We start from the raw sequence: 12,310 nt of genomic DNA, 5'->3' as shown, positions 1-12,310 counted from the left end.
GCATCATGCCAGCGGTTGCGCCAGCTGTGCGATGAAACCGGGCTCGTCGCGCTCTTCGAGGCAGCGCAGGTCCAGCCACAGCGCGTCGTCGGCCAGGCGGCCGATGACGGGCCTGGGCAAGCCGCGCAGCAGCGTTTCCAGGCGCGCCAGGTGACGCCCTGGACGGCCGCTGCCCGCGTGGCGGATGGCCAGCGCATGGCTGGGCAGATGATCGGCGGGCAAGGCGCCGCTGCCGATCTGGCTGAACACGGGCACCGCCTGCACGGCGTAACCCGCGCCCACGGCATGCTGCACGGTGTCGCGCAGGCGTTCGGCGGCGGCCTGGATCAGGCGCTGCGGCCGCGTCAGCAGGCGCAGCGTGGTCAGGCGTTCGGGCAGGAACTCGGGCGTGCGGTACAGGGCCAGCACCGGTTCGAGCGCGGCCAAGGTCAGCTTGCTGACGCGCAGCGCGCGCTTCAGCGGGTTCTTCTTGATCTTGCGGATCAGGTCGGCGCGGCCCACCAGCAAACCGGCCTGCGGGCCGCCGAGCAGCTTGTCGCCGCTGAAGGTGACCAGGTCGGCGCCCGCCTGCACTGTGTCGCGCACGGTGTCCTCGCGCGGCAGGCCCCATTGCGTCAGGTCGAGCAGCGTGCCACTGCCCAGGTCCACCGTCATCGGCACGCCCCTGGCATGCGCGATGCGCGCCACCTCGGCCACGTCCACGCTTTTGGTGAAGCCGGTGATGGCATAGTTGCTGCAATGCACCTTCATCAGCATCGCCGTGCGCGGGCCGATGGCTTCCTCGTAGTCCTTGGCATGGGTGCGGTTGGTGGTGCCCACTTCGACCAGCTTCGCGCCCGCGCGCTTCATGATGTCGGGAATCCGGAAAGCCCCGCCGATCTCGACCAGCTCGCCGCGCGACACGACGACCTCGCGGCGGTCGGCCAGCGCGTTCAGCATCAGCAGCACTGCGGCGGCGTTGTTGTTGACCACCGTGGCGGCCTCGGCGCCCGTCAGTTCGCGCAACAGGTCTTCGATCAGGTCGTCGCGATCGCCGCGGCCGCCGCTATCCAGGTCGAACTCCAGGTTGGCGGGCGCGATCAGGGCGCGCACCACCGAGGCTACCGCCTCGTCGGGCAGCAAGGCGCGTCCCAGGTTGGTGTGCAGCACCGTGCCCGTCAGGTTGTAGACGCTGCGCAGGCGCGGTTCCGCGGCCTTTTTCAGCATGGCGGCCAGTTCGTGGACCAGGGCGCCGGTCTCGACGCGGTCGGACACCAGCCGGCCGGCCACGGCATCGGCCCGCAGCGCGGCCAGATGATCGCGCAGGCCGCACACCACCTGCGTGCGCCCATAGGCATCCAGCAGCGCCTGCATGGGCGCGGCGCCCAGGACCCGGTCCAATGACGGGATATCGGCCGGACCGGCCAGCGCCACGGCAGACGGGTTCTGCTGCATCGTGTCAGTCCTCCGGGCCTTCGGATTCGCTCGATCCTTCCGAGCCGTGCCACAGCAGCGGATTGCCGCTGGCGCGCGAATAGCCGGCCTCGCCCATCAGCACGTCCAGCGCCAGGCTGGCCAGATCATCGGCCACGGGCTCGACGTACAGGTCTTTCTCTTGATAGAAGATCTTGCGGTACGTGTGGCAGTGGTCGCAGGACTCGGCGCGGATCGCCTCTGAACGGCCTTCGATGGCGTGATAGGCCACCGTCTCGGTGTCCTGGCAATGCGTGCACGTCACACGCACCATGTGCCATTCGCTGGCACACAGCGAACAGCACAGATAACGGTAGCCTTCGAGCTGGCCGCCCACGCGCACCACGCTGGCCACGGGCAGGCTGCCGCACACCGGACACACGCCGAAGGGGCTGGCCACCGGCAACTGGCCCGGATCGAAACGGCTGGCCAGGTCTGTCCAGTACACCTGCAGGGCCGCCATCACGATGGGCGCGGCGGCGCTGTCCACACCCTCTTCGCGTTCTTCGAGCAAGGCATCCGCCAGGGCTTCGATGGCTTCAGGCGCTTCTTCGAGCTTGCGGCGCAGGCCCTGGCAGACCTCGACGGCCTCGGTGGGCGCATCCGGCAGTGCCTCCAGGCGTTGCGCCAGACGGCGCAGCACGCCCGTCCATTGGGGATCGCGCCGCCAACCCACCGCCTGCAGGGGCGGCATGCCGTGCGTCTGGGCCAGGTCGATGCGGGCCGCATCGGCGCCGGGAAAACTGCTGTCGGCCAGCATGGCCTGCTGCGCCTCGACCAGATCCGCCATCAGGCTCAGGTAGTCGGCAACGGGATTGTCGGTGGCCAGCTGGCGCAGGCGCGCGGCGCGGGCGGCGAACACGGTCGCGCGCTCGGGCAGGCGGACACGCACGATGGCATTGTGATCGAGCTCCTCGATCTCGCCACGGGGAAGAATACGCTGCACAACATTCTCCAGAACAGCCACCGCGCCTGCACGCTCGCGTGGAGGACAGGGCTCGGCGGCAAAAATGTGGCCGATATCGAGCCTGGATGGACATCGACTGACGGCCCGCAAACGGAGGAAACGAAGCGTCGGTTCCCCTTGCGGGCGGAAGGCTGGCCCGCCTGCTCATCATAGCCCGGTGACTGCGGCCTTCGGTGGTTGGGAAGCACCGCACAAGAACAACGGCCGCCCCCGACAAGGGAAGCGGCCGCGTGCAGGGCGGAATGGCCCAGTTGTCCGCCTTATGTTGTCCGCCTTACTTGGGCGGCGCCGTCGTGTCGCCGTAGCCCTGGATGTCCTTGCGCACCTCGCGGAACCACAGGCGGTGATGCTTCCATGCCCAGCCGGGCGTGACCGTGCCGCGCACCATCGCGCCGACCGAGCCCTTGACCCAGATGGCGGCGTAGATGTGCACGATGATCGAGCAGATCATCACGAAACCGCACACGGCGTGCACCACGGACGCCACGCGGATCACCGGGATGGAAAAGTAGAACGAGAAGTACGCCCGCCACATCACGATGCCGCTGAGCAGCAGCCCGATCATGCTGAGGACCAGCACGTAGAACAGCAGCTTCTGGCCGGCGTTGTACTTGCCCACTTCGGGCAGCCGGTCTTCGCGGTTGTTCAGCACGTCGGGCATCTGCTTGAGCCATTGCACGTCGTGGCGCTTGATGGTGTTGGCGCGCCACAGCCGCACCGCGAACAGCATGAACGAGACGAACATCACCACGCCCACGAAGGGATGCAGGATGCGCGTCCACGGACCGCCGCCGAACAGGTTGGTCAGCCAGAAGAACGCCGGATGGAACAGCGCCAACCCGGACAGCGCCAGCAGCACGAAGGTGATGGCGGTGATCCAGTGGTTGGTTCGCTCGTTGGCGTCGTAGCGCTGGATCAGCTTGCGATGATGGTCAGTCATGGCGCATCTCCTCTTCGGCCTTGCGCTCGTCTTCCTCTTCGGTCTCGTTCGGGCCCACGCGGATGTAGTGGAAGAACCCGGCCAGCGCCGTCAGGGCCATGGCGGCCACGCCCAGCGGCTTGGCGATGCCCTTCCACAACGACACCATCGGGCTGATCTTCGGCTCGTCGGGCAACCCGTGATACAGGCTGGGCTTGTCCGCGTGATGCAGCACGTACATCACGTGGGTGCCGCCCACGCCCTTCGGGTCGTACAACCCGGCATGCTCGAAGCCGCGCGACTTCAGGTCCTCGATCCGTTCTTCCGCATGGTGCTTCATGTCCTCCTTGGTGCCGAACACGATGGCGCCGGTGGGACAGGTCTTCACGCACGCGGGCTCCTGGCCCACGGCCACGCGGTCGGAACACAGGGTGCACTTGTACGCCTTGTGGTCCTTCTTGGAGATGCGCGGCACATTGAACGGGCAGCCGGTAACGCAGTAGCCGCACCCGATGCACTTCTCTTCGTGGAAATCCACGATGCCGTTGTTGTACTGCACGATGGCGCCCGGCGAGGGACAGGCCTTCAGGCAGCCCGGGTCCTCACAGTGCATGCAGCCGTCCTTGCGGATCAGCCACTCCAGGTCACCCGCCGGGTTCTCGTATTCCGAGAACCGCATCACCGTCCACGAGTGCTCGGTGAGGTCGGCGGGGTTGTCGTAGACGCCGACGTTGGTGCCGACTTCGTCACGCAGGTCGTTCCACTCCATGCAGGCCGTCTGGCAGGCCTTGCAGCCGATGCACTTGGAGACGTCGATCAGCTTGGCGACGCCGCCGGTGGACGGCTCGCGCACGCCCGGCGGCGGCGTGGTGGTGGCGGAGACCCGCTTGATGTCCAGGGATTGCATCGACATGTCAGGCCTCCTGTACCTTCTCGACCTTCACGAGGAAGGACTTGAACTCCGGCGTCTGGCTGTTGCCATCGCCCACGAACGGGGTGAGGGTGTTGGCCAGGAAGCCCGGCTTGGTCAGGCCCACGAAGCCCCAGTGGATGGGAATCCCCACGTGGTGCACGGGCTTGCCCTCGACCGTCAGCACCTTGATCCGCTTGGTGACCAGCGCCACCGCCTTGATGTAGCCACGGTTGGACGAGACTTTCACCCACGCGCCATTGGCGATGCCCAGCTCCTTGGCCAGCCCTTCGCCGATCTCGACGAACTGCTGCGGCTGCACGATGGCGTTGAGCAGCACGTTCTTGGTCCAGTAGTGGAAGTGCTCGGTCAGCCGGTACGTGGTGGCCACGTACGGGAACTGGTCCGCCTTGCCCATCTGTTCCAGATCGCCCTTGAACACGCGCGCCGCCGGATTGCTGGTGACGCCCTTGGCCTTCGGATGCAGCGGGTTGTAGCCCACCGGGGTCTCGAAGGGTTCGTAGTGCTCGGGGAACGGGCCTTCGTTCATGCCGGCGCGCGCGAAGAAGCGCGCCACCCCTTCGGGGTTCATGATGAAGGGGCTCATGCCGCCCGCCGGATTTTCGTCCGCCTTGAAGTCGGGAACGTCGGCGCCGCCCCAGCCCTTGCCGTTCCACGCCACCAGCTTGCGGCGCGGATCGAAGGGCTTGCCTTCGAGGTCGCAGGACGCGCGGTTGTACAGCACGCGCCGGTTGGCCGGCCAGGCCCACGCCCAGTTCAGCGTCTGCCCGATGCCCGTGGGATCGGTGTTGTCGCGGCGCGCCATCTGGTTGCCCGCCTGGGTCCACGCGCCACAGAAGATCCAGCAGCCGCTGAGCGTGGAGCCGTCGTCGCGCAGTTCCGCGAAGCCCGACAACTGCTCGCCCGCCTTGCGCGTGACCTTGGTCGGATCTTTCGGATCGACCAGGTCGGTCAACGCACGGCCGCTGTACTCCATCGCCAGTTCAGCGGCGGTGGGGCTTTCCGGGTTGGCGTAGGGCCACGACAGGTTCACGATGGGATCCGGGAACTTGCCGCCTTCCTTGCGGTACATCTCGCGCACGCGCGAAAAGAGATCGGACATGATCTCGATGTCGCTGCGCGCTTCCGCTGGAGGCTCGGCGCCCTTCCAGTGCCACTGCAGCCAGCGGCCCGAGTTGACCAGCGCGCCCTCTTCCTCGGCAAAGCAGGTCGTGGGCAGGCGGAACACCTCGGTCTGGATCTTGGACGGATCCACGTCGTTGTGTTCGCCGGCATTGCGCCAGAACTCGGCGGTCTCGGTGTTCAGCGGGTCCATGATGACCAGGAACTTCAGGCTCGAGAAACCCTTGAGCAGCTTGGCCTTGTTCGGGGCCGCCGCAATGGGATTGAAGCCCTGGCAGATGTAGCCCGTCATCTTCTGCTGGTTCATCAGCTCGTAGACCTGCAGCATGTCGTACGGCTTGTCCAGCTTGGGCAGGTAGTCGTAGGCCCAGTTGTTCTCGGCCGTGGCCGCGCCGCCCCACCATGCCTTCATCATGCTGACGAAGAACTTGTTGTAGTTCTGCCAGTAGCTCAGCTGGTTGGGACGCAGCGGCTTGAGCGCGCGCGCGCCGATGTAGGCGCCGTACTCCTGCTCGGCCTCGCCGGGCAGCGTCATGTAGCCCGGCAACAGGTTGGACATCAGGCCCAGGTCGGTCAGGCCCTGGATGTTCGAGTGCCCGCGCAGCGCGTTCATGCCGCCGCCGGCGATGCCGATGTTGCCCAGCAGCAGCTGGACCATGGCGCCGGTGCGGATGATCTGCGAACCGATCGAGTGCTGCGTCCAGCCCAGTGCGTACAGGATGGTGCCCGCGCGGTCGGTGCCGGCCGTCGAGGCCAGCATTTCACAGACGTGCTGGAACTTGTCCTTCGGCGTGCCGCAGACGCGTTCCACCATCTCGGGCGTATAGCGCGAGTAGTGCTGCTTCAGCAGTTGGTACACGCAGCGCGGATGCTGCAGCGTGGGATCGGTACGGACGAAGCCGTCCTCGCCCTTCTCGTAGTCCCAGGTGCTCTTGTCGTAGACGCGGCGCTCGGGGTTGTAGCCCGAGTACAGGCCGTCCTGGAAGGCGAAGTCTTCGCGGACGATGAACGAGAAGTCCGTGTAGTTGCGGACGTACTCGTGCTGCACCTTGTCGTTTTCCAGCAGGTAGTGGATCACCCCGCCCAGGAAAATGATGTCGGTGCCGGTCCGGATGGGCGCGTAGTAGTCCGCCACGGATGCCGAGCGCGTGAAGCGCGGATCCACGACGATCAGCTTCGCCTTGTTGTGGGCCTTGGCCTCGGTCACCCACTTGAACCCGCAGGGGTGCGCCTCGGCGGCATTGCCGCCCATGATCAGGACTACGTCCGCGTTCTTGATGTCGACCCAATGGTTCGTCATCGCTCCACGGCCAAACGTCGGGGCAAGACCTGCCACCGTCGGGCCGTGTCAGACACGTGCCTGGTTGTCGAACGCGAGCATCCCGAAGCTGCGGGCAACCTTGTGCGTGACGTACGCGGTTTCGTTGCTGGCCGCCGAGGCCGCCAGCATGCCCGTGGTGATCCAGCGGTTGACGGTCTTGCCTTCGGCGGTCTTTTCGACGAAGTTGGCGTCGCGATCGTCCTTCATCAGCTTGGCGATGCGCGTCATCGCGTCATCCCAGGAGATGCGTTGCCACTTGTCGGAGCCGGGCGCCCGGTATTCGGGATACTTGAGCCGATTCGGACTGTGGATGAAGTCGATCAGCGAGGCGCCCTTGGGACAGAGGGTCCCACGGTTGACGGGATGGTCGGGATCCCCTTCGATGTGGATGATGCTGGCTTCGGCGTTCTTCGCCTTGTCGCCCAGCCCATACATCAGGACCCCACAGGCTACCGAACAGTAAGGACAGGTATTGCGCGTCTCGGTCATGCGCGCCAGCTTGTACTGGCGGACTTCTGCCATGGCCGTGCCGGGAGCAACCCCCAGCAATGCCAGGCTGGATCCCGCCAGCGTCGCTCCTGTCACCTTGAAGAATTGCCGGCGATTCATGGCAACCATGACGCACTCCCTTCAGGTGGTTGGATGGAACGGCGGCATCCTTTTAAGGCCTTGTGCGCCGCGAAAGACCTGACGACCGTCCCGGGTACTCGAGGCAGTATAGGCCTGCCCCCGGACGCCCCGCAATCCGAGTCATGCTGCGGTGCATCGACGGCGGACACACGGTGCGCTTACATTACGGTTTTCAACGCCTCTACGCTTTGCCATGGACGACGCATTCAGCCACCAATTGTCGATGACCATCCTGATGACGCCTGACATGGCGAATTTCTCGGGCAATGTGCACGGCGGCACCATTCTCAAATATCTGGACCAGGTGGCCTACGCCTGTGCCAGCCGGTACGCCGGCCACTACGTCGTCACCCTGTCCGTCGACCAGGTGGTGTTCCGCCAGCCGATCCACGTCGGCGAACTGGTCACCTTCCTGGCCTCGGTCAATTACACCGGCCGCACCTCGATGGAAATCGGCATCAAGGTGGTCACCGAAGACATCCGCAAGAAGCTCGTGCGCCACGCCAACAGCTGTTATTTCACGATGGTGGCCGTGGACGACAAAGGCCAACCCATCGAAGTGCCGCCGTTGCAGGTACGCACGCTGGAAGAACGCCAGCGCTTCGAGGGCGCCAAGCAACGCCGTTCCCTGCGCCAGGAAATGGAAAAGCGCCACGAAGAGATCAAGCAGGAAGTGCAGGACTCGACGCCGCTGCATTAATCAATCTTAATAATGGGGACGGCACAGCGCATTGAGAACTGATATCGTTTCGCTTGTGCCGGCCTCCCTCATCGCCGCCGGCTCGGCGCTCTCGCGCCCCCGCCTCCAGGAGCCCACGCCATGACCGACCCGACCTACGCCACGCGCGCCGCCGAGCTGCGCACCCGCCATGAGGCGCTGGCCGCCACCGGGCCGGCCGCGCGGGCGCGCAACCTGGCCAGGGCGCTCGGCGTGTCCGAAGCCGAATGGGTCGCGGCCCAATGCGGCGGCCTGCGCGCCGTGCCGCTGGCCGGTACGCCGCAAGCCATTTTCAAGGAACTGGGATCGCTGGGCGAGGTGATGGCCCTGACGCGCAACGACTGGTGCGTGCACGAGCGCCACGGCCGCTACGAAGACATCCAGGCCGAAGGCCCGGTCGGCCTGGTGCTGGGACCCGACATCGACCTGCGCGTGTTCTTCGGCCAATGGCGCCATGCCTGGGCGGTCGAGCAGGACGGCCGCCACAGCCTGCAATTCTTCGACATGGCGGGCCAGGCCGTGCACAAGGTCTATCGCACCGATGGCACCGAGGCCGCCGCGTACGATGCACTGGTGGCCAGGCTGGCCGCCGAGCCTTACTGGCCCGAGCCCGAAGCCTATCCCGCCGCCGAGGCGCCCACACCCATCGCCGACCCGGCCAGCTTCCGCCAGGCCTGGCTGGCGATGGAAGACACCCACGAATTCTTCCCCCTGCTGCGCAAGTTCAAGGCCGCCCGGCTGGACGCGCTGCGCGTGGCCGGCACGGACCTGGCGCAACCGGTGGACGCCGACGCCGTCGAGCGCATGCTGCAGGGCGCTGCCGAATCCGAACTGCCCATCATGTGCTTCGTGGGCAACCGCGGCATGATCCAGATCCATTCCGGCCCGGTGGCCAACCTGCGCCGCACCGGCCCGTGGTTCAACGTGCTGGATCCGCGCTTCAACCTGCACCTGGACACCACCGCGATCGACAGCGCCTGGGTCGTGGCCAAGCCCACCCGCGACGGCTGGGTCACTTCGCTGGAACTGTATGCCGCCAACGGCGACCTGATCGTGCAGTTCTTCGGCGCGCGCAAACCCGGCCAGCCCGAACTGGGCGGCTGGCGCGACCTGCTGAAAGGCCTGTGCAGCCAGCCGCTGGCCGCCTGAACGAGGACAACATCATGATGTACAAAGCGACGACCCTGCTGTTGGGCGCCTGCCTGGCGTGGTCCGCGCAGGCCCAGGCGCAAGAGCGCGTGGTCTCCCTGGGCGGCAGCGTGACCGAGATCGTCTACGCCCTGGGCCAGGGCGAGCGGGTGGTGGGCGACGATCTGTCCAGCCTGTATCCCGAGGCCGCCACCAAGGTGCCGCGCGTGGGCTATTACCGCGCCGTGCCGGTCGAGGGCGTGCTGGCCCTGAAGCCGGACCTGATCCTGGCCTCGGAGCAGGCCGGCCCGCCCGATGCCATCGAGCGCCTGTCCAGCGTGGGCGTGCCTGTCGAAGTGGTCTCCGACAAACCCTCGGTGCAGTCGCTGCACACCCGTATCGAACAGATCGCCAGGCTGCTGGGCGCCGAGGCGGCCGGCAGGCAACTGGCCGCCTCCGTCGACCGGGACCTGAAGGCCGCGCAGGCCCTGCCCGGCCCGGATGCCCGCGCCCTGCTCATCATGAACCGCACCGGCACGCCGCAAGGCGCCGGGGACGGCACGGCCGCCGGCCTGCTGCTGGAGCTGGCCGGCCTGCGCAACGTGCTGCACGGCCAGCAGGGCTACAAGCCCCTGTCGGCCGAAGCCTTCAGCGCGCTGGCGCCGCAGGTGCTGGTGGTGACCAGCGCCTCGCTGGCGGCCTCCGGCGGCCTGGAAAAGCTGCGCGCCCTGCCCGGCCTGGCCGGCACGCCGGCCGCCTCGTGCATCGTGGTCATGGACGACCTGCTGGCGCTGGGCACCGGCCCGCGCCTGCCCGAAGCCGTCCGCCAACTGAAAGAGACCGACTGTGTCGCAGGCCAAGGCGCACGCCGCACGCCCGCCTAGCGGGCGGCGGGCCGACGCGGCCCTGCTGGGGCTGGCCGTCGCGCTGCTCGTGGCGGCGCTGCTGGCCGCGGCCAGCGGGGCGGTGCGCATCCCGCCCGCCGATGCCTTGCGGCTGCTGTGGTCGGGCGCCTCGCAGCCCGACGACGCCTTGTGGCGCAACGTCCTGATCGACATCCGCCTGCCCCGCGTGCTGTTCGCCATGGTGGCCGGCGCCGGCCTGGCGCTGTGCGGCGCCGCGCTGCAGGCCCTGTTCCGCAACCCCCTGGCCGAACCCGGCCTGGTCGGCATCTCGGCCGGCGGCGCCCTGGGCGCGGTGGCCGCCATCGTGCTGACCCGTGGCGGCTACGCCATCATCGCGCCCGCCGCCTTCGCGGGCAGCCTCGTCGCCACGGCCTGCGCCTATCTGGTGGGCCGGCGCGCGCCCGGCGTGGCCGGCCTGCTGCTGGCGGGCGTGGCCATCAACACCGTGGCGGGCAGCCTGATCGGACTGCTGACCTACATGGCCTCGGACAGCCAGCTGCGCGACCTGACCTTCTGGAGCATGGGCAGCCTGGCGGGCGCCAACTGGCGGCTGCTGGCCTTCCTGGGACCGTGGACGCTGATATGTTCACTGTGGCTGCTGACGCAATGGCGCGTGATGAACGCGCTGCTGCTGGGCGAGCGCGAGGCGGGCCACCTGGGCTACGCGCTGACCGCCGTGCGCCGCAAGCTGATCGTGGCGACGGCCCTGATCGTCGGTCCGCTGGTGGCCGCCACCGGCGGCATCGGTTTCGTGGGCCTGGTCGTGCCCCATCTGGTGCGCATGACGCTGGGGGCCGACCATCGCCGCCTGCTGCCCGCATCGCTGCTGGCCGGCGCGCTGTCGCTGGTGCTGGCCGACTGGCTGGCGCGCGTGGCCGTCATCCCCGCCGAGCTGCCCATCGGCCTGGTCACCAGCCTGGTCGGCGGACCGTTCTTCCTGTGGCTGCTGGCGCGAGGACGCAGATTCTGATGACGCTGCAAGCCGACAACATCGCCGTGACACGCGGCGCCGCCGCCGTGCTGACGGGCGTGTCGCTCAGCATCCGGCCGGGCAGCGTGCTGGGCCTGCTGGGCGCCAACGGCGCGGGCAAGTCCACGCTGCTGGCCACGCTGGCCGGCGAACTGCGCCCTAACAGCGGCCGCGTGCTGCTGGATGGCGCCGACGTGCTGGCCGTGCCCGCGCGCAAGCAGGCGCGGCGCCGCGCGGTGCTGCCGCAGAAGCCTTCGCTGACCTTCGACCTGGGCGTGCGCGACGTGGTGTCGATGGGCGCCTATCCGTTTCCCGAACTGTCGCCGGACGTCGTTGACGGCCTGATCGGCGCGGCACTGGCGCAGGCGGGCGTGGCGCACCTGGCCGCGCGGCGCTATCCCGAGCTGTCGGGCGGCGAACAGCAGCGCGTGCAGTTCGCGCGGGTGCTGGCGCAATGCCGCGCCGCCGCGCAAGAGGGCGTGCCGCCCTATCTGCTGCTGGACGAGCCGATCTCCAGCCTGGATCCCAAGCACCAGATCGAGCTGCTGCGCACCGCCTGGCGGCTGGCGCACGAAGAGGGATTGGGCGTGCTGGTGATCGTGCACGACATCAACCTGGCGGCGCGCTGGTGCGACCGCCTGGTGATGCTGGCCGATGGCAAGGCGGCGGCGGAAGGCGAACCCGCCCAAGTGCTGACGTCCGAACTGCTGCGCCGGGTGTACGACATCGATGCGGACGTATTGCCGCATCCGAAGCTGGCGGGGAAGTTGCTGGTGTTGCCGCGGGACGATTGAGCCGCAGCGTTCAGAACGCCCAGTTTTCCACCAGCAGGCCCGGCACGCGTTGGAACTCGCGCTCGTTGTTCGTCACCAGCGCCAGGCCCGCGCTGCGGGCGTGGCCGGCGATATGCATGTCGTTGACGCCGATAGGCTGGCCCGCGCACTCCAGCGCGGCGCGGATGCTTCCATAGTGCGCCGCCGCGCGGTCGTCGTAAGGCAGCACCGCGAGCCGGCTGCAGAAGTCTTCGACGCTTTGCAGATTGCGTGCCGGCGCAGCGCTCTTTTCCGCGCCATGCATCAGTTCGGCCAGCGTGACCGTGGAGATAGCCATCCGACCGTGGTGCTGGTTGAACGCTGCCAGCGCGGCCGCCGGACGCCGTTTGATCACGTAGATCACGATATTGGTATCGAGCAGGTACTTCAACATCGGATAGTCCCCAGGGACCACCGGGCCGCCCTGGATCTCCG

The 12,310-nt window shown here is 67.7% G+C and carries 11 protein-coding genes; 5 read left to right on the top strand and 6 right to left on the bottom strand.

Annotation, left to right across the window (positions count from 1 at the left end; translation table 11 throughout):
* Positions 1-3 precede the first annotated feature (3 nt).
* The 5 genes from selA to fdnG form a co-directional block, all read right to left on the bottom strand.
* On the bottom strand, positions 4-1,434 hold the full coding sequence (selA, locus tag A7W11_RS08330) for an L-seryl-tRNA(Sec) selenium transferase (protein ID WP_066410554.1): 1,431 nt from the start codon (positions 1,432-1,434) through the stop codon (positions 4-6).
* Positions 1,435-1,438: 4 nt separating this feature from the next.
* Positions 1,439-2,398, bottom strand: a complete 960-nt coding sequence (fdhE, locus tag A7W11_RS08325) for a formate dehydrogenase accessory protein FdhE (RefSeq protein WP_066410553.1) — start codon at positions 2,396-2,398, stop codon at positions 1,439-1,441.
* Between the two features lie 295 nt (positions 2,399-2,693).
* A complete protein-coding gene (locus tag A7W11_RS08320) occupies positions 2,694-3,359 on the bottom strand; it encodes a formate dehydrogenase subunit gamma (RefSeq protein ID WP_066410552.1) in 666 nt (221 codons plus the stop codon).
* Entirely contained in the window at positions 3,352-4,251 is a 900-nt protein-coding gene (gene fdxH, locus A7W11_RS08315; RefSeq protein WP_066410551.1) for a formate dehydrogenase subunit beta, read from the bottom strand. Before fdxH ends, A7W11_RS08320 begins: the two co-directional genes overlap by 8 nt.
* A 1-nt stretch (position 4,252) precedes the next feature.
* Positions 4,253-7,330: a formate dehydrogenase-N subunit alpha gene (gene fdnG, locus A7W11_RS08310; protein ID WP_156523031.1), complete on the bottom strand. Its 3,078-nt coding sequence runs from the start codon at positions 7,328-7,330 to the stop codon at positions 4,253-4,255.
* 205 nt (positions 7,331-7,535) lie between these two features.
* On the opposite strand from fdnG, the gene A7W11_RS08300 reads away from it, so the two are divergent.
* From A7W11_RS08300 to A7W11_RS08280, 5 genes are all read left to right on the top strand, one after another.
* Positions 7,536-8,042: an acyl-CoA thioesterase gene (locus A7W11_RS08300; RefSeq protein WP_066410548.1), complete on the top strand. Its 507-nt coding sequence runs from the start codon at positions 7,536-7,538 to the stop codon at positions 8,040-8,042.
* 120 nt (positions 8,043-8,162) lie between these two features.
* On the top strand, positions 8,163-9,209 hold the full coding sequence (locus tag A7W11_RS08295) for a hemin-degrading factor (protein WP_066410547.1): 1,047 nt from the start codon (positions 8,163-8,165) through the stop codon (positions 9,207-9,209).
* Positions 9,210-9,226: 17 nt separating this feature from the next.
* Positions 9,227-10,072 (top strand): heme/hemin ABC transporter substrate-binding protein, encoded by an 846-nt coding sequence (locus A7W11_RS08290; RefSeq protein WP_066413653.1) that lies wholly within the window; start codon positions 9,227-9,229, stop codon positions 10,070-10,072.
* A 43-nt stretch (positions 10,073-10,115) separates the two neighbouring features.
* Positions 10,116-11,063, top strand: a complete 948-nt coding sequence (locus tag A7W11_RS08285; RefSeq protein WP_066413655.1) for a FecCD family ABC transporter permease — start codon at positions 10,116-10,118, stop codon at positions 11,061-11,063.
* Entirely contained in the window at positions 11,063-11,857 is a 795-nt protein-coding gene (locus tag A7W11_RS08280; protein WP_066410546.1) for a heme ABC transporter ATP-binding protein, read from the top strand. Before A7W11_RS08285 ends, A7W11_RS08280 begins: the two co-directional genes overlap by 1 nt.
* 10 nt (positions 11,858-11,867) lie before the next feature.
* Here the strand turns inward: A7W11_RS08280 and vapC are convergent, their stop codons facing one another.
* The gene (gene vapC / locus A7W11_RS08275) at positions 11,868-12,269 is read right to left on the bottom strand and encodes a type II toxin-antitoxin system tRNA(fMet)-specific endonuclease VapC (protein ID WP_066410545.1); all 402 of its coding nucleotides are present in this window, start codon (positions 12,267-12,269) and stop codon (positions 11,868-11,870) included.
* Positions 12,270-12,310 lie beyond the last annotated feature (41 nt).

The sequence above is a fragment of the Bordetella ansorpii genome (genome assembly GCF_900078315.1).
Taxonomy (GTDB): Bacteria; Pseudomonadota; Gammaproteobacteria; order Burkholderiales; family Burkholderiaceae_B; genus Bordetella; species Bordetella ansorpii.
The sequence above is the reverse complement of the archived record's forward strand: the minus strand, read 5'-3'. Positions and strand labels throughout refer to the sequence as shown.

Excerpts from the sequence above, each read along its gene's own strand:
- A7W11_RS08300 (WP_066410548.1), top strand. The coding sequence starts at position 7,536 with ATGGACGACGCATTCAGCCACCAATTGTCGATGACCATCCTGATGACG.
- fdxH (WP_066410551.1), bottom strand. The coding sequence starts at position 4,251 with ATGTCGATGCAATCCCTGGACATCAAGCGGGTCTCCGCCACCACCACG.
- selA (WP_066410554.1), bottom strand. The coding sequence starts at position 1,434 with ATGCAGCAGAACCCGTCTGCCGTGGCGCTGGCCGGTCCGGCCGATATC.
- A7W11_RS08280 (WP_066410546.1), top strand. The coding sequence starts at position 11,063 with ATGACGCTGCAAGCCGACAACATCGCCGTGACACGCGGCGCCGCCGCC.
- vapC (WP_066410545.1), bottom strand. The coding sequence starts at position 12,269 with ATGTTGAAGTACCTGCTCGATACCAATATCGTGATCTACGTGATCAAA.
- A7W11_RS08320 (WP_066410552.1), bottom strand. The coding sequence starts at position 3,359 with ATGACTGACCATCATCGCAAGCTGATCCAGCGCTACGACGCCAACGAG.
- A7W11_RS08295 (WP_066410547.1), top strand. The coding sequence starts at position 8,163 with ATGACCGACCCGACCTACGCCACGCGCGCCGCCGAGCTGCGCACCCGC.
- A7W11_RS08290 (WP_066413653.1), top strand. The coding sequence starts at position 9,227 with ATGTACAAAGCGACGACCCTGCTGTTGGGCGCCTGCCTGGCGTGGTCC.